23 protein-coding genes are annotated in these 22,389 nt (G+C 44.2%); 5 read left to right on the top strand and 18 right to left on the bottom strand.

Going from position 1 to position 22,389, the window contains the following annotated elements; translation table 11 throughout:
- Window positions 1-822 precede the first annotated feature (822 nt).
- Window positions 823-1,350: a proprotein convertase P-domain-containing protein gene (locus tag RLO19_RS05120; protein WP_446354428.1), complete on the top strand. Its 528-nt coding sequence runs from the start codon at window positions 823-825 to the stop codon at window positions 1,348-1,350.
- A gap of 266 nt (window positions 1,351-1,616) precedes the next feature.
- Here RLO19_RS05120 and RLO19_RS05115 read toward each other — a convergent pair whose 3' ends face one another.
- From RLO19_RS05115 to trpB, 6 genes are all read right to left on the bottom strand, one after another.
- On the bottom strand, window positions 1,617-2,960 hold the full coding sequence (locus RLO19_RS05115) for a PrsW family glutamic-type intramembrane protease (protein WP_446354426.1): 1,344 nt from the start codon (window positions 2,958-2,960) through the stop codon (window positions 1,617-1,619).
- Window positions 2,961-3,115: 155 nt separating this feature from the next.
- Window positions 3,116-3,310 (bottom strand): hypothetical protein, encoded by a 195-nt coding sequence (locus RLO19_RS05110; RefSeq protein WP_446335442.1) that lies wholly within the window; start codon window positions 3,308-3,310, stop codon window positions 3,116-3,118.
- An 82-nt stretch (window positions 3,311-3,392) separates the two neighbouring features.
- Window positions 3,393-3,959, bottom strand: coding sequence for a peptide deformylase (gene def, locus RLO19_RS05105; RefSeq protein ID WP_446354432.1), 567 nt, complete (start codon window positions 3,957-3,959; stop codon window positions 3,393-3,395).
- Window positions 3,960-4,076: 117 nt separating this feature from the next.
- A complete protein-coding gene (locus tag RLO19_RS05100) occupies window positions 4,077-4,727 on the bottom strand; it encodes a ribonuclease H-like domain-containing protein (protein WP_446354424.1) in 651 nt (216 codons plus the stop codon).
- A 62-nt stretch (window positions 4,728-4,789) separates the two neighbouring features.
- The gene (locus RLO19_RS05095) at window positions 4,790-5,329 is read right to left on the bottom strand and encodes a CAP domain-containing protein (protein WP_446354422.1); all 540 of its coding nucleotides are present in this window, start codon (window positions 5,327-5,329) and stop codon (window positions 4,790-4,792) included.
- 3 nt (window positions 5,330-5,332) lie between these two features.
- Window positions 5,333-6,592 (bottom strand): tryptophan synthase subunit beta, encoded by a 1,260-nt coding sequence (gene trpB, locus RLO19_RS05090; protein ID WP_446354430.1) that lies wholly within the window; start codon window positions 6,590-6,592, stop codon window positions 5,333-5,335.
- A gap of 124 nt (window positions 6,593-6,716) precedes the next feature.
- Here trpB and RLO19_RS05085 point away from each other — a divergent pair, with 124 nt between their 5' ends.
- Window positions 6,717-7,436, top strand: a complete 720-nt coding sequence (locus RLO19_RS05085; RefSeq protein ID WP_446354420.1) for a DUF4388 domain-containing protein — start codon at window positions 6,717-6,719, stop codon at window positions 7,434-7,436.
- A gap of 33 nt (window positions 7,437-7,469) precedes the next feature.
- Here RLO19_RS05085 and tnpA read toward each other — a convergent pair whose 3' ends face one another.
- Both tnpA and RLO19_RS05075 read right to left on the bottom strand, forming a co-directional pair.
- Window positions 7,470-7,928, bottom strand: a complete 459-nt coding sequence (gene tnpA / locus RLO19_RS05080) for an IS200/IS605 family transposase (protein WP_446354418.1) — start codon at window positions 7,926-7,928, stop codon at window positions 7,470-7,472.
- 1,251 nt (window positions 7,929-9,179) lie between these two features.
- Window positions 9,180-9,428 carry a hypothetical protein gene (locus tag RLO19_RS05075; RefSeq protein ID WP_446354416.1) on the bottom strand — a complete coding sequence of 83 codons (249 nt, stop codon included), beginning with the start codon at window positions 9,426-9,428 and terminating at the stop codon, window positions 9,180-9,182.
- Between the two features lie 366 nt (window positions 9,429-9,794).
- Between RLO19_RS05075 and RLO19_RS05070 the strand changes: the two genes are divergently transcribed.
- Window positions 9,795-10,601 carry a pentapeptide repeat-containing protein gene (locus RLO19_RS05070; RefSeq protein WP_446354414.1) on the top strand — a complete coding sequence of 269 codons (807 nt, stop codon included), beginning with the start codon at window positions 9,795-9,797 and terminating at the stop codon, window positions 10,599-10,601.
- A 70-nt stretch (window positions 10,602-10,671) separates the two neighbouring features.
- Here the strand turns inward: RLO19_RS05070 and RLO19_RS05065 are convergent, their stop codons facing one another.
- The 3 genes from RLO19_RS05065 to RLO19_RS05055 form a co-directional block, all read right to left on the bottom strand.
- Window positions 10,672-11,268 carry a Uma2 family endonuclease gene (locus RLO19_RS05065; protein ID WP_446354412.1) on the bottom strand — a complete coding sequence of 199 codons (597 nt, stop codon included), beginning with the start codon at window positions 11,266-11,268 and terminating at the stop codon, window positions 10,672-10,674.
- A 33-nt stretch (window positions 11,269-11,301) separates the two neighbouring features.
- Window positions 11,302-13,941 carry a DNA polymerase III subunit alpha gene (locus tag RLO19_RS05060; protein WP_446354410.1) on the bottom strand — a complete coding sequence of 880 codons (2,640 nt, stop codon included), beginning with the start codon at window positions 13,939-13,941 and terminating at the stop codon, window positions 11,302-11,304.
- Between the two features lie 156 nt (window positions 13,942-14,097).
- Window positions 14,098-14,541 (bottom strand): hypothetical protein, encoded by a 444-nt coding sequence (locus RLO19_RS05055; protein ID WP_446354408.1) that lies wholly within the window; start codon window positions 14,539-14,541, stop codon window positions 14,098-14,100.
- A gap of 463 nt (window positions 14,542-15,004) precedes the next feature.
- Between RLO19_RS05055 and RLO19_RS05050 the strand changes: the two genes are divergently transcribed.
- A complete protein-coding gene (locus tag RLO19_RS05050) occupies window positions 15,005-15,256 on the top strand; it encodes a UPF0175 family protein (RefSeq protein ID WP_446354406.1) in 252 nt (83 codons plus the stop codon).
- Window positions 15,257-15,318: 62 nt separating this feature from the next.
- Here the strand turns inward: RLO19_RS05050 and RLO19_RS05045 are convergent, their stop codons facing one another.
- From RLO19_RS05045 to RLO19_RS05015, 7 genes are all read right to left on the bottom strand, one after another.
- Complete coding sequence (locus RLO19_RS05045; RefSeq protein WP_446354404.1) at window positions 15,319-15,672, bottom strand: hypothetical protein; 354 nt, start codon at window positions 15,670-15,672, stop codon at window positions 15,319-15,321.
- Entirely contained in the window at window positions 15,662-16,747 is a 1,086-nt protein-coding gene (locus RLO19_RS05040) for a DUF4280 domain-containing protein (protein WP_446354402.1), read from the bottom strand. Before RLO19_RS05040 ends, RLO19_RS05045 begins: the two co-directional genes overlap by 11 nt.
- A gap of 15 nt (window positions 16,748-16,762) precedes the next feature.
- Window positions 16,763-18,676: a VgrG-related protein gene (locus tag RLO19_RS05035; RefSeq protein WP_446354400.1), complete on the bottom strand. Its 1,914-nt coding sequence runs from the start codon at window positions 18,674-18,676 to the stop codon at window positions 16,763-16,765.
- Window positions 18,677-18,988: 312 nt separating this feature from the next.
- A complete protein-coding gene (locus RLO19_RS05030) occupies window positions 18,989-19,672 on the bottom strand; it encodes a ComF family protein (RefSeq protein ID WP_446354398.1) in 684 nt (227 codons plus the stop codon).
- Window positions 19,673-19,755: 83 nt separating this feature from the next.
- Window positions 19,756-20,181, bottom strand: coding sequence for a hypothetical protein (locus tag RLO19_RS05025; protein ID WP_446354396.1), 426 nt, complete (start codon window positions 20,179-20,181; stop codon window positions 19,756-19,758).
- Window positions 20,182-20,538: 357 nt separating this feature from the next.
- The gene (locus RLO19_RS05020; RefSeq protein WP_446354392.1) at window positions 20,539-21,342 is read right to left on the bottom strand and encodes a PD-(D/E)XK nuclease family protein; all 804 of its coding nucleotides are present in this window, start codon (window positions 21,340-21,342) and stop codon (window positions 20,539-20,541) included.
- Window positions 21,339-21,923 (bottom strand): PAP/fibrillin family protein, encoded by a 585-nt coding sequence (locus RLO19_RS05015; protein ID WP_446354390.1) that lies wholly within the window; start codon window positions 21,921-21,923, stop codon window positions 21,339-21,341. Before RLO19_RS05015 ends, RLO19_RS05020 begins: the two co-directional genes overlap by 4 nt.
- A 63-nt stretch (window positions 21,924-21,986) precedes the next feature.
- Here RLO19_RS05015 and RLO19_RS05010 point away from each other — a divergent pair, with 63 nt between their 5' ends.
- Window positions 21,987-22,217, top strand: coding sequence for a DUF3134 domain-containing protein (locus tag RLO19_RS05010; RefSeq protein ID WP_446354388.1), 231 nt, complete (start codon window positions 21,987-21,989; stop codon window positions 22,215-22,217).
- Window positions 22,218-22,389: the final 172 nt, after the last annotated feature.

Raw genomic sequence — 22,389 nt, 5'->3', positions numbered from 1 at the left:
TTTTTGGACAGTTACCGACCGATAACCTTGGCGAGGCTAACTTTACCCCAGAAATGGGTGAAAACCGGAGGGGCAACCATACCCCTCCACCCCGAAAGGGGTATGCTTCTTAAACCGCTACCGCTTGTTCCTCCCTGGTCTGAAGACGCAGGGTTTCCCACAACGGAGAAGTTCTAATGACTAGGCTGGCTGTGGGTGGCATACATAAAAGAGTTTCTCTGTTAAGAGAAAGTAGTTTAAATTAATAGCCCAAAAAATTTTTAGCCGATGATGCAACAAATTTTTACGAAAAAGAAACTAATTTTACAAGACAACGGTTTAAACTTAATAATCTTGCGGCAGAGGGGTGAGTTCAAAATTTACAGTCCAACCCTTCGGGAAGGGTAGGTTGAAGTTTGTGTCAGAGCGACGCGGATAAATTCCGAGTTGTTTGAGAAAGTTTTTTAATCTCTCACCAAAGATTAATCAAAGTTATAAAGGATGTAATTTTATATTAAATTAACATAAACTTATCGACAAGAATGCTCAATGTTTGACGCTGAATTGCTTGTCAGTAAAGGAATACAGGAAATAAAGATATCAGTTTGGGATCGATTAAATTGTTTTTTTTTAGTAAAGATCCCCAGAAGGACTAGATAAAACCGCTCAAGTAATGCCATTATTAATTAAGAGGAGATTATTGTATGTTCGCGAAATTAAAAAAAATTCGGGGTGCATTAAGAATGCGTAACAGAGCGCAAATATTCTTAACATTGTAATTTCGCGATCGCTAGCGGAGTTTTACCTTTTGTCAACCTAATTCTGTTTTGGAGTTATTAACCTATGTCGAAGCTCATGAATCGTACCTCAACTGCCACTGTAGACGCTAACATTACCACATCTGTGAACTCCCCCGCTTCGACCTACTGCGGTCGTGGTGGCAATATTCCCGATGGAGTTGCCAGTTTTCAAGATGAGATTGTGGTGACGGAAAATATCGCGATTAGTAACGTCACCGTAACTCTGAATCACTTAGAACATACTTGGGTTGGCGACTTGATTGCCCAGTTGCGTCATGTAGAAACCGGGGTTGTGGTGGACTTATTCCGGCGCCCCGGACAACCTCAATTTTCGGCGAGTGGCTACAGTAACGACCTAAATGGGGATTACAGCTTTAACGATAACTTCTCCCATAGTTTTGACTCAGTAGCTGGGTCTCATGCTGTGATTCCGAGTGGTGAGTATTGTGCAACTCAGCCTTTGTCTGTGTTTAAGGGACACTCATCTGCTGGGACTTGGCAACTGATTATTAATGATTGCTCTGCGGGTGATTCAGGTTCTCTGGAGTCTTGGACTCTGAACTTGGAATAAACGACAGAAGTAGACTAAACCTGCATTCTCAGGGAGAAAAGCAGAAATCGTTCATCAGTGCATAAGGTTTTCCAAAGCATGAGTGCGTTGAGTCAGCGCTTGAGGATACAGGTTGATCGGTTTTATCAAAGCGCAGGCAGTTTTCTGGCAAAAGCGATGTTGGCTCTGGATTAGAACAACCAACATTGCTTTTGTCAATTGCTCCGTTATAAAAATCCTCTGCTCTCTTGTTTAGAGTAAGCAGAGGATTTTTATTTTATAGAGGATCAAAATAAACGGGTAGCGAAGTTTTGCGATCGCGTCGGCGAAATTGCCCTAGCTTTGAGAATGGCGGCGGCTAAGCAGGTATAGGACAAAATCCCCACCACTGCTAACAATAAACTACTGACAAACCCGCTGGCATTCCAAAGAGCGTGGAGAGTCGCCGCACACAGATAACCCGTTCCCAGAATTTGCCAAACTTTTCGCGGTTTGAGGACACTTAATCCGATAAAATAGCCAAAGTAGCCACTATAAGCAATATGTCCGGCGACTGAACCCAGTAGACGGGGGATGAGTAATTGCAATCCCATCAGCTGACCCGGTTCTTGACCCGCTTGAAAGGTCACATTATCAATGATATCGGGAACATACTGCCCAAGAGTTTCCAATAGCGTAAAACCCACCCCTGACGCCGTACCTAATAGAATCCCATCCAGAGGTTCCCAGACGCCAATTTGTTCTCGCCAAGGAGAACGTAGGAGTCTCCCCAAGAAATACGCCCCAATAATGGGAAGGACTTTAAGTAACTCTTCCATCAAACCCGCCCCGAAAAACATGCGGATCAGCAGAGCGGTAAAACTGATCAGTTCCCCCTCTTGGGGTAAGCTTCCCGGTAAGATGTCGCGAAAAACGATAATCGATAGAGGTAACAAAGGACTCGTTAAAATTAAACCCGTCGCGATCGCACATCCCAATAACACCCACCAGGGTTTACATTTACCACAAAGTTGGTAGACAAAGTAAGAGGCGGCACCAGTTAAATAGGTTGCCAATAGGAGATTAAACACCATTGGCTTACCGACAGCCATAAACATCAATACCACAAAAACCACCGTCAGAATAGCGGGTCTAAGAAACGCCTTCTGAGTTAAATCGGCTCCCGTTGAAGCGAGGGGAAACAGTTGGCTAAAGGTAACAGAATCGGGAGTTTTATGTCCGATCACACTGACAGGTGTCAGCGATGAACCCGAAGGAACAGGGGAGACTGGGGACACAGACGAGCTGAACTGGCACTCAAAAATAAACTGAGGACCATCTTGACCCAGTTCAATGCGATCGCCGGCGTGCAATCGACAGCATCCCCGTAAAGGATAACCATTAATGTAAGTACCATTAATACTATTGAGATCACAAATTTCCCAGCCCTGATTCCAGGGTGAACAGGGACGAATCGTGGCATGACGCCGCGATACAATTAAATACTGATTAGGGTTTAAGGCAATTTGGCAGCTTGGATCACGCCCAATCACTATCTCCTGCTCCTCAGACAAGGGATAGGAAGATAGTGGTATAGCTGTACCTCTGACAGCAAGAGGTCGCAGAAATCCACGGCAGTGTTGACCAGTCATCAGTAATGTCCGTGAGCTTGGAAACCGTGTTTTAGCATGGGGTTTGATTCCTCCGTAGAGGTTGACCAAAGACCTCGTAGGGGCACGGAACTGCCGTGCCCCTACAATTAAAATTCTAAAGGACAACGGACGCCAAACCCTAGGGAGACAACGTTCTACTGATTTGCCTTCGCATCGCGAACAGCGGCGTAGAACAAAAAGCCACTCAAGGGAATACTACCCGCCAGGATAATTTCCGTGACTGATACACCTAACTGAGGTGTTCCTGAAGAGAGTTCAAAAATTGAGCCAACAGCCGCAATTGCGGTAATACAGGAACCCATCAAAAATAAACCACTTTTTGGTGTCATTGGATTAGATCTAACGCAGGATACTAAAATGTCCATGGATCAATCCATGGACAAGGCATTGGCACGGTTACTCTGAGATTTCCTAGCCATGAAAAGGTTTGACAGCTTGGGTAGAAAAGCCATACTTTTGCAGTTCTTCTGCTAAAACCAATCCATTTTCCACCCGATCCACAAACATAACCCCAGTCAGGTGATCCATTTCATGTTGAATGGCGCGAGAAAGCAGACCATCCGCCTTTAAGGTTTTCGGGCGTCCATTCTCATCTTTGTAGGTAACTTCCACCTCTACCGGGCGTTTGACATCTAAGTAGACGCCAGGAATACTTAAACACCCTTCTTGAGCGTCACATACACTCGCACCAAAGCGCTTAATCGTGGGGTTAATTAGAATCAAGGGGGGATTTTCTGGGTTATCCGGTTCGCAGTCGATGACAATGATTTGTTTATTTACCCCGACCTGTGGTGCTGCCAAGCCAATGCCATCTGCACTATACATGGTTTGCAGCATCTGATGAGCTAACTGTCGGATACTTTGGTCTACTTTGGCAACCCGCTTAGCTGGTTGACGCAGAACGCGATCGCCCAGATAGTGAATCTCTAGAGGAGGGTTGTCTAATTTTTTCTTTTCGACAATAACTTGAGCGGTCATGGGCATAGGAAACTTGTAAATCTAGCAATATTATTGGCACTTCCTTTTTTTATCCTAGCAGGTATCACTCTTGCTGGAATTCGGTTCATCCACCCTCCCAGGTTACGATAGGTTGTCTTAATGTTCAAAGATATCTCGATAGAGGAGCAAATCCAAAGACACCATCACTGATAAGGCATCAAAGCACTCTTGGGCAAGTTGCCAACGATCTTCTCGTTGCAACATAGCAATCAGTTTCTGTCGCACAGACAGCAAATAACGTACATCATTCGCCGCATACCGGAGTTGTTCATCGGAAAGGTTATTGGGATTCCCCCAATCTGAACTCTGGGAACTTTTATCCAGTTCCACCTGTTCGAGATCCAGGACTAAATCTTTAAGTCCGTGGCGGTTGGTATAGGTACGGGCAAGTTTACTGGCAATTTTTGTACAAAATACAGGCTGGACGTAGATGTCCAGATTTTGGCGTAATATGGCTAGATCGAAACGGGCAAAGTGAAAGACTTTTAAGACCGTTTGGGCTTCCAGCAACTGCTTCAGGTTGGGGGCTTCAGTTTGTTTTTTATCAATGCGGATCACCGTAACTCGGTCTTCGGGGTCACACAGTTGCACCAGACACAAGCGATCGCGCTGATAGATCAGCCCCATGGTTTCTGTATCAACGGCAATCGCTTCGGCGTTTAGATAGGTCTTGAGCAGGGCGTCGGGAAGGTCGCGATCGCAAACTTGAAATTCCGCCAATTCTTTCTCGATGGGGGGTTTAGTCATAGGTTATCTGAGTGATAAAGGATGAATGATGAAAAAATAACCAGCAAATAACAAATGACAAACTACTGCCGTTTGATGAAAATTTGGGTAAAGTAATAGTCTCCCTTGGCATTTTTACTTACGCCAATCCCGGTTACATCAAAATCCCCTTCAATATTTTTTAGATGTCCTGGGCTTTTTAGCCAACCTTGCACAGCTTGGGTGGCGGGGTCTGAATAGCCCTGGTTATAGGCAACATTTTCAGCCGCTTGGCGATAGGGAATAGATTGAGCGATCGCGCGGACTCGTTCTTCAAATCCCCCATGACTTAAGGGTAGACGCCCGGTTGCCATTGCCTGACTGTGGAGTCTGGCTTGCTTGCTAATGTTAGAGTCTAAGGTTAACGGTGGCAGTTTTTGGGAACGGCGATATTGATTAATCTGTTGATGCACCGATTCTTCCCAATTGGTGAATTCACCGTCATTTGACTGTTGAGAAATCGTTGTAGGAGATTCGGATTGATTCAGGGGGGTTGTCTTGAAACTCAACGCCAAATCACAGCTACTGAGTCCTAACTTTAGCAGCAGTAATCCACTAATGACCAAAAGAGACTTTGACCGCACCGTTTAATCCTGTGAGTCTAACTGAATGAACTTGCCAACGGTTTGTACATCTTTATCACCGCGACCGGAACAGTTAATCACTATTTTCGGGCTACCCTGAACTTGAGAACAGAGAGTTTCTAAATATGCGATCGCGTGGGCGGTTTCCAGGGCGGGGATAATTCCTTCGAGTTCCGATAACTGGCGAAAAGCTGCGATCGCCTCTTTGTCGGTAACACTATAGTATTCTGCCCGACCACTATCTTTCAAATAACTGTGTTCGGGTCCAACACCAGGATAATCGAGTCCCGCACTAATCGAGTGGGCTTCCACCACTTGACCGTCAGTATCTTGGAGTAAATAGCTCATTGCTCCGTGCAGCACACCCGGACGTCCTGATGTTAGGGTAGCGGCGTGCTTTTGAGAGGTTACACCTTCCCCGGCGGCTTCAACACCAATTAAGCGCACGCTCTCGTCGTTGACAAATTCGTGGAACAGTCCCATTGCATTGGAACCCCCACCCACACAAGCCAACAAAATATCAGGTAAACCGCCCCATTTTTCTTGACATTGAGTGCGAGTTTCTTGACCAATAATCGCCTGGAAGTCACGCACGAGCATGGGATATGGATGAGGACCTGCGACAGAACCGAGGATGTAATGGGTCGTCTCCACATTAGTTACCCAGTCGCGAATCGCTTCCGAGGTGGCATCCTTAAGCGTACCCGTTCCCGCCGCCACGGGTTGAACTTTAGCACCCATTAGCCGCATCCGAAACACATTTAGGGATTGGCGTTCCATATCCTGAACACCCATATAGATAATGCATTCCAAGCCGAACCGAGCACAAACCGTTGCCGTTGCCACACCATGTTGACCTGCCCCGGTTTCTGCTATAATCCGCTTTTTGCCCATCCGCTTGGCTAATAAGACCTGGGCTAGGGCATTATTGATCTTGTGAGCGCCGGTATGATTTAAGTCTTCCCGTTTCAAATAAATTTGCGCTCCACCGCCATCGGGGCGGGCATAGTGGGCGGTTAACCGTTCAGCAAAATATAGAGGACTAGGACGCCCGACATAATCATGCAATAACTGTTGCAATTCCTGCTGAAAATCTGGGTGGTTGCGGTACTGTTTAAACGACTGCTCTAACTCGAACAGTGCAGGCATTAGGGTTTCCGGCACATACTTGCCGCCAAATTTGCCAAAACGCCCTAAGGCATCCGGTTGTTCGTGTACTACTTCGGTAGAGGAGCGGGAATTAGGAAGGGGAGTTTTGGTCACTACAGCCAGATCGCCAACAACAACACCCACTCATTATAAATCGTGATCTGACCGAACGCAGGCGATCGCGACTTAGTTTAACCGTTAATCGAGACAATAGTTGTAGGGGTTCAATTCACCAGCGATGTCCATTACAGGGTTTCTTTCTGATTTTTCTGTGCCGGAAATTTTTCGATTTATCGATCAGGGGAATAAAAGTGGCTTACTATGGCTGCGATCGCGATCGGAATCAGGAGCTGCCTCGTCTTACTATATTTGGGTGGAGAATGGGCAGTTTGTCGCCGCCGCGAACCAGTTGAACAATCAAGGGTTACTCTCACTGATCCAGCAATATGAGTGGGTGAGTAACCGTGTGATCACGAAACTGGCTCAGTTGTGTCCAGAGGATCAACCTCTGGGATTGTATCTGAGGCATCAAGGAGCGTTGCGGGGTGAGCAGCTCGAACATTTGTTCCAAGTCCAGGTGATACAGCAACTGTGTTTAGTCTGTCAACTCACAGACGCTCAATTTAGATTTGACCAGAATGTGCCTATTCCCACACGAGAGATGACGGGGTTGCAGTTGCCCGCCAGTATTATCGAGGTTTTGTTCCAAAAACTCGTTGTTTTAAAACAACTGTTTGCCGCTAGAAATCTGCGGTATAGAGGTAATGGGAGTAGACTTTCGGAAAATTTTTGTCAACAATTGGGGTTGACGATGGATATTACCTTTTTTCATTGCCTAAAGTTATCCTTGTTTGACACACATTATACTTTAGCTGATTTGGCTAAAATTGTTGACATATACTATCGTCCTTATGACATTCCCCAATCAAAATTTTCAGCGGCAAAAGCTTTAATTTAATTGAATTTGTCAACTTAAACGCCACATCAGGAGTTAATTTTGGTTCCCTATCATACCTCGTCGGGATGTGGGAGCGTCATCTTCATAATTATCTCGTTCCAAGGATGGGATTACCGTGCCTTGGGAATGATGCTGCTTTTGTTGACTCACGTAGGCAATTGCTGCATCAAGTTGTTTGCCTCCCAGGGAAAAAACACCATATCCGCGCTGCCAACCAAACTTGGCTGATGTGGGAGGTGAATCTTGGTTAAACTGATGGGCGCTACTTCCTTTAATGTATTTGACAAAATCCGCGATCGCAAGGCTTGGCGGGATAGATGTCACTAGATGGAGATGATCTTCTATACCCCCAATGGCGTGAATAATGCAACCTCGCGAATCAGCTTTACCGATAATATAGCTGTATAATCCGGGTTCTCGTGCAGGAACAATCAACGGTTGGCGTTCTTTTGTCGCCCAGACGAGATGATAGTAAAGCCGCCAAAGCGCCATAAATTTATATCTTGATAATTGGGATTAAGTTATCGTATTGCTGAGTCGTCTTCAGACGACTTTGGCTATGAGCCTGGGAATTGATTCCCAGGCGGATGAGCGGGTTATACCATAATATTGCTGGAAAATAAAGGGCTCACCCTTCCCCAGCACCGGGAATAAATTTCCAACCATGATAACATCTTGATTGAATTTATTGCCATGCTGTTACACCATCTTCAATTAATTTACATCCCGTTAACATATTGATTGGATTTATTGCCATGATGTCACACCATCTTCAATTAATTTCCATACCGTTAACATATTGATTGGAGCTTATTACCACGCTGTCACACCATCTTCAATTAATTTCCATCCCGTTAAATCTTGATTGGCACTTATTACCACGCGGTTACACCGCCTTGAAATCAATTTCAAGGCTCATAGTTAAAGTCCGTTAAAACGGACTGAATAATAAATCATCATTCTTCTAAATATAATTATATCCTGATAATCAACCATCTTCAATTAATTTACATGCCGTTAACATATTGATTAAGCTTATCGTTACGCTGTTACACCATCTTCAATTAATTTTCGCCACGTTAACATATTGATTGGCACTTATTACCACGCTGCCACACCGCCTTGAAATCAATTTCAAGGCTCATAGTTAAAGTCCGTTTAAACGGACTGAATAATACATCATCATTCTTCTAAATGTAATTATATCCTGATAATCAGGATGAGCTGGTATTATTGCTGAGTCGTCTTCAGACGACTTTGGCTATGAGCCTGGGAATTGATTCCCAGGCGGATGAGCGGGTTATACCATAATATTGCTGGAAAATAAATGGCTCACCCTTCCCCAGCACCGGGAATAAATTTCCACGAATGATAATATATTGATTGGATTTATTACCACGCTGTCACACCGCCTTGAAATCAATTTCAAGGCTCATAGTTAAAGTCCGTTAAAACGGACTGAATAATACATCATCATTCTTCTAAATGTAATTATATCCTGATAATCGGGATGAGCTGGTATTATTACTGAGTCGTCTTCAGACGACTTTGGCTATGAGCCTGGGAATTGATTCCTAGGCGGATGAGCGGGTAATACCATAACATTGCTGGAAAATAAATAGCTCACCCTAAACAATAAACTTTAGGGGCGACCCGCTTAGCCTAATTAAAAACACCAATCTACTCAATTTGCTCTGTCGCCCTCTCCCCCAACCCTTGTATCAAATAATATTTTTTCGGAGCTTATCGGTCGATACTAAAATTAAATAGCTTAGTATTTTGACGGGTACTCCAATAATCCTTACCTTGAATCTGCCTCAGTTGAGCGTCTAAGGCTTGAACCACCTGATTCAAGGACATTTGTTTGTAATAGCGGAAATTTTCAAGAAAGATTTTGTCCTCCAAACTGAGTTGACTATAGCTTTGGCATAATAAAGAGTGATATCTGGCGGTAGCAGCTTCGAGTGATTGTTGGTAAGTATCTTTAGGCATAAGTCTAGAGGAGTAGACTAACTGTGAGTTCTCAGTAATTAGCTTTATTTTGACCGATAACAATTAGCGATCGCCTCAGTCTTGATAGGGATTTTTGAGCCGGGATAATTCTTCAAAGGAAGAGACTTACCCGCTCCCACAGAACCAAGGCGTCTAAAAAATTAAGCAATCTAAAGGAAAATCCTGGCAGCTAAAGATAGCTACCAGGTAACTGCATCTAAAACTGAGAGTTTGCTTCCTTGTCCTTGCTTTTTAAGCATAATCCGTTACTCTAGGAGTTAGAATCAGTGAAATTGCTGAATTTTTGCGATCGCTTCTGCCCAGATTACCGAAAAATACCTATAGGCTTGGGTTTGTGGTTGTGTCATGGAAGAATCCCTAATCACCAATCAGATGAAACTCAACATTCTGCCGATCTTCTTACTCCTAACGCCCTTTTTGTCAGCCACTCCCCTAAACGCGGAAAATCCTGACCATCTGAAACAGTTACAAGAGACTGGCGAATGTTCTACCTGTGACTTGACAAATGCCGATCTGAGTAATAGTAACCTGAGTCAAAGTATTTTGACATACGCTGACTTGAGTCAAGCTAACCTCACCCAAACGACTCTCAGTGATGCTAACCTCAAATATGCTGACCTGATTAATGCCAATCTCAGTAACGCTGACTTAAAAAATGCTGATCTAACTCGCGCCTTTTTGGGTGGTGCAGATCTCAGGGGTGCAGATCTCAGAGAAGCCAACTTCAAAGCGGCTAACTTAAGTAATGCTACTCTCATTGGTGCGAACTTAACCCAAACACGGTTAAGTTTAGCCAACTTGAGTGAAGCCAATCTGTCTCAATCGATTCTCACCTTAGCCGAACTCAGAGGCGCTGATCTCAGAGGTGCTAATCTGGATAATGCTCGACTCAATGGTGCTAATCTGCAAGCCGCTAATCTCAGAGACGCTAACCTGAGTAATGCCCGACTTAATAATGCAAATTTAAATGGCGCTTACCTCAGAGGTGCTAATTTGAGTAATAGCTTTTTAACTGATGCTGATTTGCGCGAAGCCAACCTCTGGGATGTTGACCTGAGTCGTGCTAACCTACAAGATGCTGATTTAACCGGTGCAGTATTCTGTAATACCACTTTACCCGATAGAACTATTTCTAATCGCGATTGTCCCTAACTTGGCACTTCTAGATTGATTTAATCGATAACTTATTAGAGAAGTCGGGAATCGAGCTTGGATATACTGTTCACTCTATACTTTCTTCAGGAAAGACTACATCTTCATAAACCAAAGAGATAGAACACTGGAAATTAATGCTGGTAAATTCAACATTCAATTCCGATTGAGTATCTGCGGCTTCCTCAAGAGAATAAGAGGTCAGTTCCCATTTGTTTCTTTCATTAAGGCGATAGCACTCGATACTCATTTTTTCAGAGTCGATGAGAATATATTCTTTTAGGGTTTCAATCCGACGATAATGTTTGAATTTTTTACCTCGATCAAACGCTTCTGTACTGGGCGATAAAACTTCTACGATTAAACAAGGATGATAGATAATTTTTCTGGCTTTTTGATCGCGTAGATCACAACTAACCATGACATCGGGATAGTGAAAGGGACCTTTGGTTGAAATCCCGACTTTAGCATCCGCTATTTGGACTTTACAGCCTTTCCCTCTCAGATGGTTTTTAAAGGCAGAGGCAAGGTTTAAGGCAATGTCATTGTGGGGGATAGTCCCGCCTGTCATGGCATAAACTTCCCCGTTGATATATTCGTATTTTATAGGTTGTTGCTCTTCCCATTCCAGATAGTCTTGGGGAGTCATCAGTTGGAGTTGAGCCATTCCTCCTAAGTCAAACTTCTACCTTTTCCTTTCTTAAAAAACCGGTTGCAATACCTCCACCTGCTTCAACTCCAATCCTTGCTCAAATATCTGATCAATCGGTAACATTTGACCCTTATCTGTCATAAACTTATGGTCTTTTGTCGCCCGAATTGTCGAACCATCCTCTAACAGATATTCAAACACCTCTTGTTCGCCACGATTATGCCATTGTACAATGGGTTGGGTGTAAACATAGCCATGCTCATCCACACTATAAACCGTACAATCAATTCCCTTTTCGACTATTTCCCCAATCGCCACAGCGCCATATTCAACCGTGAGAATCTGCGTGTCATAACTCAAGCAATATTCAGCAAATAGTATCATCTGCTCGAATAACTCTTCCGCAATTCGCTTCGCCACACCATTCTTCGCCGCACCATCGATAAAAATGTCTCGATGTTTTTGCATTTCTGAAACTTTCTTCTTTCCCATGGCACGCCTTAGCAAATCCGCTTGACCCAGGGAATACCCCGCCAAATCCTGAGCCATTTTCATGATCTGCTCTTGATAACAAAGCGTACCATAGGTTTCTTTTAGGATTGGCTCTAATAGCGGATGTTGGTACTCAACCTTTTCTTTCCCGTGTTTCCGGTTAATAAATTTAGGGATCAGACCCGCATCCAAAGGTCCGGGGCGATACAATGCCAAAATCGAAGAAATATCTTCAATACTCGACGGTTTTAGCTCCCGCACCACCTGGCGCATCCCAGAGGATTCTAACTGAAAAATTCCCTCTAACTCGCCTTTCTCTAAAAGCTGATAGGTCAGTTTTATATCATCCGGGATTTTATTCAATTTCCCCTTTGCCAAAATCTGAAACGCCTTCCGTTCAGCCAGGGGTAAGTGATCGAGATCTAAGGTGAGATCTTTATTTTTGCGAATCAATTCCGCCGCTTTTTGAATCGTGGTTAAATTTTTAAGACCTAGAAAATCCATCTTCAACAGTCCCAGAGATTCTAAGTCTTCCATAAAATACTGGGTAATCACTGCCCCTTCATTATTCACCTGCAAGGGAACAATTTCATCTAAAGGTTCGGCAGAAATCACCACCCCCGCCGCGTGAACGCCAAAGGTTTTATTGGTTCCTTCAATCCGAATTGCCATATCCAGCCAGCGCTGCACTTCGGGGTTATTTAAGTAAGCATCTCTAAACTCTGGTGAGGGTGTGTCCTCAGAAATCATTACCTTTAACTTCGTAGGTTTTCCCCGTGAAACTGGAATCATTTTCGCCATCCGATCCGATTCCCCATAAGGAACACCCAAAACCCTGGCGACATCTTTTAATACGGCTTTCGAGGTCATCCGGTTAAATGTAATAATTTGTGCCACCCGATCTGCCCCATATTTCTGGGTGACATACTCAATCACCTCATCCCGGCGTTCAATACAGAAATCGGTATCAATATCCGGCATAGACTTCCGTTCTGGATTGAGAAAGCGCTCAAACAAAAGCCCATGATGCACTGGATCAATATTAGTAATTCTCAGGGAATAGGCAACTAAAGAACCCGCGGCTGAACCCCGTCCCGGACCCACGGGAATTTTCTGATCTCTGGCATATTTAATATAATCCCACACGACTAGAAAATAGGTGGAAAATCCCATCTGTTGCATCATTTTCAGCTCATATTCCAGCCGTTCTTTATAGACGGGATCAATGTCACTGCGAGAACGGCATCCCATGCGATTTAATAGTCCATTCCAAGTGACTTCTTCTAAGTAACTATCGGCGCTGTGACCCTGGGGAACCGGGTAATCGGGGATGCGCGGTTCCCCCATAATGTCGTAACGTTTAACCTTTTCAGCTACCTCCAGAGTATTCGCGATCGCCTCTTGGATCACTCCGAAGGGTAAATGATCTCGAAATAGCTGTGCCATCTCCTCTGCGGACTTGAGATACTCGGTGCCGGAGTAGCGCATCCGCTTGTCTTCTGCAATTAATTTACTCGTCTGAATGCAGAGTAATGCGTCGTGGGCTTCGACATCGTAGCAAGAGATAAAATGGGAGTCATTCGTCGCAACAATTTTAATCTCTAACTCACGGGCAATTTTAACGATTTCTACGTTAACAATCCGGTCTTCAACAGATCCATGATCTTGAATTTCTAGATAATAATCGTCCCCAAAAACCTCTTTATACCATTGGGCGATTTTTCGGGCGTGTTGTACATCACCTTTGAGAATCGCTTGGGGAACTTCTCCACCTAAACAAGCACTGGTGACGATTAATCCATCGCTGTACTGTTTAAGTAATTCTTTGTTAATACAAGGACGCTGGCAAACCCCTTTTCCTTGCAGTCCTTTCAGATGAGAAATCGTTGTCAGTTTAACTAAATTTTTATAGCCTTGGGTATTTTTAGCTAAGACAACTTGATGATATTTGCGAGGTCGCGTCGTCTTATCCTGAATATCCCCATTAATCACATACATTTCATTGCCGATAATCGGCTTAATCCCTTTCCCCCGACAGACTTTAATCAACTCGATCGCGCCGTACATTACCCCATGATCCGTCAGTGCGATCGCACTCATACCCAATTCCACCGCCCGATCCACTAATTGCGGTAGCTGGGACGCGCCATCAAGTAAGCTGTAGTCACTGTGAATATGTAGACCGACGAAGGACATAGAACTTACACAGATAAGGATTCAGTTAAGGGGCGCGATCGCTCACCTTCATGGTAAGCTGATGGGTCTAATAGCATTCCCGATTCATCCAGATTGACCCTGGCTACCCCACATATAAGGATACATCATCCAATTAAACCCTATATGTAGTTCAGTTTAGGCGATCGCACCCGATAAGTCTTGCCAGCGCTGATGCCACAACTGCTGCATCTTTTGGATAATCTCAGGTAAATCCTGAAAATCCTGGCTTTGTTGATTTATTTCCCTGGCTAATCCCTGAAGTCGGCTAAACTCTCGGCAACAATAGAGTACCCGTTTCCAAGCCCCATACCAATCCTGTCCGGCTTGCTGATGGGCGCGAATAGGTTTCAGGCGTTCTTCCTCGTTTCTCAGGTATTCAGCCTGTTTTGCCCACGCCTGACGCCAGGGTTGCACGGCTTCGGGTTGCTCATGCTGATCATACCAATCACGTTCACGGCGGAAAATTTCGCCTAATTCATCCAACTGGGAACGAGATGTACAGCGCCCAATCGCGGCTAATCCCGCCTCAATCCACAAGGGCAAGTTGCGATAACTGACAAAGATAGCACGAGATTCCACCAACTTGACCCAGATTTGGTGTTGCCAGCATTCGACGCGATCGATTTGCTGGAGGGGAATGTTAAGAAATGTAGCGACTTGGTGGCGTACTTCGGTTAGCTGCTCAGAGCTGCGGGAACAGCTTTGAGTGGCGCTAAGAGTTTTTGGTTTAATTTGGATTATCTTAGCACATTGAAGGATGGATGCTCCAGCGTCAAGGCTTTGTTACAAAAGTTTATTAGGCAGTCGTATTTTCATCCAAACTTGCTTAATGGAACCATCCCGCTCGTAGGGGCGCATGGTATGCGCCCATTCCCAGTGTGCGGCGATAAATCCCAATATGCACCCATCAAGCTCGACATGAAAGACACACAACGTTAAAGATCGCACAACGTTAACGTTAAAGGGCGCACGCCGTGCGCCCCTACAAATCGACTGTCTACCCGACAACTACAATGAGAGAAGGTTGAATTTGAATTTGGCTATGTATGAAATTACGCTGTCCGTATCTGAAGAAACAGTACAGGCACTGAAGCTAACTCCTGAAAACCTCGATCGTGAGATCCTTTTAGCCGCCGCCGTTAAGCTTTATGAATTAGGGCGACTTTCTTCTGGAGCCGCCGCGAATCTAGCCAGAATTCCACGAGTCGTATTTTTAGCCAAACTTGCTGAATTCGGTGTTGATACTTTTCGCTTAACTGAATCAGAACTAGCGGAAGATTTAGCTAATGCCTGAAGTTATTACCGATACATCACCAATTCAGTATCTTTACCAAACCCATTTACTTAACTTACTCCCTATGGACGGATTTGTATTTGATATTTATTAAGATTGGTGTTACACCAAGATTTATAATTAAGTGGATCAAAATTTGGACAATCAATAGATTTTTCAATTAAAATATAAGGATTATCTTCACTACCCGTAAAATAGTAATAGTTTTTAGAGTCTTCTCCATAAACCCACCAATCTCCCGATCCCGGATTCATTACATTTGGTTTAAAGTCAAATATTGATGATTCTTCTGGAATAACATATTCAGGTTCTATAAGTTTAAACCATAAATTAACCCAAAGGTATCTTCCCCTGGATAAAAGAATAATTCCTAACAATATACAGATAAAGACCCACCCGCCTAATTTATTTTTCATAAAAATAGAGAGTGGCATTACCATTAGCCGCATTGTTGAGTAGTTCCATAGCATCGTCAGCATACTTTTCCGCTAGTGGACCAGTACCATTATAGGCAGCTATAACGCTTCTAAGCTGCTCTGGGGTTAACGCTCCGCTGTGACAACGACTTCCTGTTTCTCTGTCTATTAGTTGACGTAAGTGTGCAGCACTGTAATAGAGGTCTGCTTTGTAATCGTCGCCTGGAATACGGGTATCTTGATCCCATCCTAATAATCTATACCGGATATCCTCAGGTAACGGATTTTTGCCGTAATTTTGCTCTGTGTACTGGGCAGCATCTCTAAGGGTAGCACGAGACATATTAGCGAAACCACTCGAACCTCCAGAAATTTGATCAGGAACTATGCCAAATAAGTGTTCGTCAACTATAGCTGAAAATGTTGTCACTGTCCGTTCTCCAAACTGGAGAAATTGTCGCCACTTTGGAACACTTGGAGCATTTTCTTGCTGTAATATAACAGCCATCAAAACATGAGGTATTCCGTGATAGTCAGCAGCATCTCTAATCCAGGAACGAATTTCCGAATCGGGGTAATAAGATTTTAACAATTCATTTCCTTCACGAGCGTACCACATTACTTGTAGAGGAGACGGCAAATCGCCTGTGTAACTATCAATTCCTTCATATCCTTCTATTGTTGTTTTTTCATTGCCTGTGCAAGGCGTTTTATTGTGTGAAACACTCTTGATATCTTGGTCAATACAGACACAGCTTTGTCCAGGGTCAATTACTTTGATCACCCCTCCAATTTGACAACTTAATGTGCATTTTTCAGTAAGAGTTAGTATCTTGCCACCGCCGACTTTAACCGGTTTTCCCCCTAGCTTCCACGGGTTTGGAGTAACTGGCACACATAGTCCCACACTAGCACATGCACCAAAAGGCTGGAAATTCACTCCTGGTTTGTTATCGTGGATATTTGCTGCCGGATTTTTGGCGATTACCCGATTATGAGGCTGGACTGTCAAAAAACTTGGGTTACTACCAAGACTGCATCTCAAAATTGCACCGGAACATACTTGCCGTGGCATAAACAATATCCTCCACTAGCTGCGATTCAGGTAAATGTTACCACCACTTTTCACAACAATATCACTAGGAGAAAGCATCTCAATACCCTCTGCTGCCTCTATCTTGATCTTGCCCTTAGACTTGAGCGTAATACTATTATCCTTATCAGACAAACGAACCCAATGACTACCTGAAAGCGTTTCTACTGTAACATCCATCGCAATAAGACGGATTAAACCGGGCGAGAAGAAACTAATCAGCTTTCCCGCCTTACCTAAGATAAAGTTAGTAACCTTGCCTATGATGATGCTCTTTACGGCATCCATTGCCACCGATTGCGACGGATCATCAAGAGACACCTTGCATCCCCCTGGGGTGGCACTTTCCATTTTCTTCGCCGTATCATCCATGGCAAAACGATTACCCCCTGAACTTTGCAGCGAAATTCCCGCATTCACCCCACCTTTTGGTGATTCGGCAAACTGTAGCTGATGCCCACTGGGAGTAGCAAATGTCCGCAAACGCACATTACCATTGCTCACCGTATCATTAATATGTTCTGGCGGTTGATCTTTGCCATTCCATACCCCACCTAATACATAAGGGCGATGGATATCCCCATGTTCAAATCCCACAACCACTTCATCATTCACTTCTGGGAGACAATCATTACCGCGATTATTGCCAATACCATGTCCCACCACTCTTGCCCAATTACTTTCATGTTCCTCCGTCAACGTGGGAAACTTTACCCGCACCCGCCCCATATTTTCCGGGTCCTGATTATTCGTCACCGTACCCACCAACAACGTTTGTCCCGGTTGCAGGTGAGTTCGAGGTGAGAGTAAGGTACAAAGATTTTCACCCCGTAGACTGCTCACAGTAAATTCTGTGATGTACACCCGGTCTTGGAACAAATGCCGGGTTTCGGTAATATAATACTCGCCACTATATTTACCCATTCCCTCCAGTTGCACCACTCGTCCAGGTCGAATTTCTGGATTGCCTTCTCCTCTAGCATCAGCCTGGACAAATTCCCCAGCCAGTTGATCACAGATAGCTTGTGCCATAACCTCTGCCTCTTTCGCCTGAAACATCGGCTGATCGACTACAATCATCTTAGGATGCGGTGGCTGACCATGAAATGTCTGACTCGTTTTACACCCCTGACCAAAATCCGTTTGAGTCAAAACCTGGGGGGCTGTGGCTGTAGAGACAATTGCCTGCTTCTGGCGATAATCCCATCCCCTAACTTCCACCTCACTCACCTGTTCCCGACTTGTCACCCGCACCTGAAATTGGTGAATCTGTTTTAACCATTTCAGACTTAATCGTTTACTCACTTGAGGTTTACGGAAGTAAAGTTTCCCATCTTGAACAAACAGTTCAAAACCCAATCGTGCGGCTCGTTCCTGGAAAAACTCGATATTCGTTTGATTTTCCTGAAATACATAGTCATGGGGAATACCACTCTCATCAATCGTCCCCAATTGGATACCGACTTCACCAGCAACTTTCTTAATAATATCGCTATCGGTCATATTTTGAAACGAGCGGTTATAGCGCCCTCGGTGTAGGCGGTGAGAGACATCATAACCGCGAATAATTATCGGTGCTTGGGAAGTGTCGCTAAAATGGGTTTCCATGGCGGTAATTTCCCCTTCCAGCACATATCCCTGCTTCTGTTGAGCAAACTCAGGGGTGGCGGCGGTACTGGAAATAAATCCAATTTTCACCCACTTGCCAAAAGCAAATAAGTCTTGGTGCTGCCAAGTTTGATCGGTACGGCTACCGGGAAAATAGGGATTATTGATTACCAGGGTGAACATTCCAGGTAGATGCAGGCTTTCTTCCACGCAAACTTCCAGAATATCTTCCATTAAACTTGGGGGCGCTGGCTGCCCTTCAATCTCTAAAATTAACTGGGCGACGTAAGTTGGTGTACCCATGGTTGATGCACCTTAATCATATATTAGTGATTAGTGATCGGGTCAATTTTACTCAGTCTACCGGAAAAACCAACTCAAAAAAGCTACTCTCAACAGAGTTTAACTCAATGTCACATTTAATCAATTCTGTTAACAATTTGACTCAAACGTCTCAGAATTATCAGGACATCATACACAGGACTTACGCAGCGAACCGGGGGTTGGGCGAAGCGCGAATTCGGGGGTTGGGCGAAGCATTCGCGTTGAAACTTGGGTAGAAAACCGATCAATTTGGGCGCGAATGCGAGAGCCCCTACGAATGCATCTGCATCTCTATCGTCCCTGTTTAGAAGAGGCGATTGCCACAATACCATAAACCGTGATTCCTTGCTGGCGTAACACTTGCGTGGCTGAACGGGCTGTTGCGCCTGTGGTGTAAATATCGTCTAAAATCAGTACAGGTGAATGGGGTGGACGTTTGCCAAAGCGCTTACCCACGGCAAAAGCCTCCGTGAGATTTTGCGATCGCTCCTTTGCCGATAAGCCAAACTGGGCTTGAGTCTCGCGAACACGTTCTAAACCGTGGGGCTGATAATTATACCCTGTAAATTGACAAAAACTCTGGGCAAGGAGTTCAGCTTGATTAAACCCCCGTTGTTGTCGCTTGCTGGGGTGAATGGGAATCGGAATCACGGTTAATTTTTTAGTCTGCTGCGCCGCCGCCGATTTTAGCCAAGCCTCACCCAACCAAAATCCCAGGGGACGGGCTAGCTGAGTGTGATTCTCATATTTTAGCGCCGCGATCGCACGTTTGAGAGCGCCGCCATAATCTCCCCAGACAAATATCGGTAACTCCCCTTGCCAGAATTGACTCGGATGCTTCAGTTGACAGCGTTGTAACTGACGCTGACAGTATTGGCACAATTCAGCATCAGTGGCGCGATCGCATAATGGACAGTTTGACTTCAGGAATAAAGACAGTAAGCTATTCCTCAACTGTCCGATTCCTCCTTTCATCTCTTTATTGTCAATTTTCCATGAACTCAGGCTAACTATTATACCATGAAAAATTTCTCATTTTCTCCCTGTTCCCTGTTCCCTTAAGCCACATCCAATAAAAACATTGACAAAAACCCCAAATACAACAAAAGGGCAAACAAAACGACCACAAATGGCGGTGTGAAAATTACTGGAAAATTTGTTTCCTCCAAAAGACTTGGCAAGAACCCTTGATAACAAATATTATCGCCGCAGGTTCCATAATTAAACAGAATAACAAAAGTTTGCAGCGCAATAATTCTGATTAGAAAGTTTCCCTTTATTTTCACCTTCATTCGTCTCTTTGCAGTCCGGGCAGTCGCACTAAAAAACAAAAAAATTGTCGTCGCTATGTAGAACAATCCCGTAAAGGCGATGTAGAAAAAGATTGACATCCAGCCGCCAGATGTCATAAAAAAGAGTGGAATGCTAATTATTACATAAACCAGGTAAAAACTAAAGACCAGCCAAATGTTGGTTGTAATCATTGAACTTATAACCCTTACCAATTCACAAACAGCTTTATTCCAGCCTCTATAAAAACTTAGAGCTGGATAGAAATAGGTAGAAGTTGAATCCTGGTTTAATGATTATTTGGACGAGATGCAATACTTATTTATTTCTCAAAGAGAGTGATTACAATCCTTTAACTCATTAGATCCTGCACCATTAGATCATCCTTAGTTACGCTAGTCTTCAAACCCCAATACTTCGTCAAGTTAGAGGGCTTTACGTTTATACCTACTAATCAACGAACGACTATCCGGAATCACCGTTGATGTAGCGGAAGCAGATATAGCGTAGGGTGGGCATTGCCCACCAACTTTAAGTCAGTGCCATTAAACTTAAATGGATACTTCCTCAATATCAGCCAAATTGGGTAATAAATCATTATCACCAACCGCACTGTCCCCAGTTCGCTGACAGCGTATCACAAAGCTACAGTTATCGCATTTACCCGCCGATATTGGCACTTGGGGAAACGGGATATGATCATTTTGATAGCGGTGTAACCATCCTGATAAGCGAGTGAGCAACTCGGTTAAATCTGCTTGTGTTTTTTCATGTTGCACTCTATCGTAGGCAAAAGTAAGACATTGGGGGCGGGGTTTAGACTTCACAAACCAATACGTCATAGAAATCTGCTCAGGCAAATAATCACTAGTTTGAAGCAAAACATATCGGTATAAGCGAGTTTGCCAATCTTTGGCTAATCGATGACGATTTGTTGGTAGAGGATAAGTTTTCCAGTCGAGAATTTGGGCGCTTTTTTCCTCTTCAATAAATAAGTCGTAAATAACCGTTAGTAAATAGCCTTGAACCTTTAATGTGCGACAATGTTCAGCATCCCGAAAGGTTTGAGAATTGCGGGTAAATACATCGGGTGCTGCATCCATTAACGCCGTAACCCAATGATTGAGTTGGGGATTATCCTTCAGCAACGAGTCTATCGGTAATCCGAGTTCTCGTTGTTGCATCAACAGGTGAAAGTAACTTCCCCACGTCAGACGTTCTTGTTGTTCCGGTGAAACAGGACTTCCGAACTGATCCACATACATCAGTTGAAATTTACGAGGACAGGTTTCTAGAAGATTGAGCTGTCCTTGGGATAAGCGAGTCAGGGAAACCGTAGATTGATCAGCATTCATGGTTTGGTGAGGACAAATACACTATCTTTATTCCCTCGTCCAATCCGGAGATTTTCGTCTAGATAGGTAGTCTCCAACCAGCCCCGTTGCTCTCGACTTTGAATGTTAAAATCAAGAGCAGTGAATTTTTTTCCCGTTTCAATTTGCTGGATAAAATTAGTGGGAGATTGATACTTGATTAAGCGCTGTAATCCGACAACAGACCGATTAAAATTGACATTAACTCGGCGTTCGGAAACAGGTTCAAACCGCGCTCCTACACTGACAATTCCTTCCAGATAAGGCAAACTAGAAACCTCGGCAATGTTATAAATCTTCGCGTCGGCGGTGCGAATACATTGGTAAATTTGACCCAATTGCCACAGGGGAAACCGACCCAAGTTTAACAAATCGCTACTGGTTGTGTAGAGTAATCGCCAGTTCCCTTCGAGCAAATCCGGCGCTTCGAGAGGACGTGGCGTGGGGTTGCGGTCTTCTAATTGGGCAACGGCTGCCAAAATCGCTGTTTTTTCTGTTTCCGTTGCCAATAACCCCCGATTTTTTCCCGCGATCGCTTCTAGTAATTTGGCTTTGTTAACCATCTGTAGTCCTGACAATCTACCGTTAAATATGGTATCATTTATATCGACTTACTGTAGCTTCCTATGTATAATCCTTCTTTGCGTGAAGAGTCTCGTGAACAACTCGCTCCCATCATTCCAGTTCAGCGTGAAACCTCAGTTTTAGATTGGTTAGAACAGACGAATCGTTTGCTGGCGCGTGATGTTAGCGAGGAGGATGTCCCTGATGATGAAGAGGAAATCTCGGAACTGATGGGTGTAGATGACAATGATTATGATGACGACGATGATGATGATATAGCCGATGATGATTAACGGACGGGCATAAAATCAGGATAAACTAGGGCGCTATCCGCCTAACACTGGACAACCGTGGACAACACGATCATTCCATTGATGGATAGCCAGTCTCAGCAAACGCTACGTTATTGGGGTCATGGAATCTATGGGTGCTTGCCAGCTCATAGTTTAAAAGCCGTCTAGGTTT

It is taken from the genome of Coleofasciculus sp. G2-EDA-02 (assembly GCF_040226375.1).
Lineage (GTDB): Bacteria > Cyanobacteriota > Cyanobacteriia > Cyanobacteriales > Coleofasciculaceae > Coleofasciculus.
Note: the sequence above shows the minus strand (reverse complement) of the source record. Positions and strands in the feature narration are given on the sequence as shown.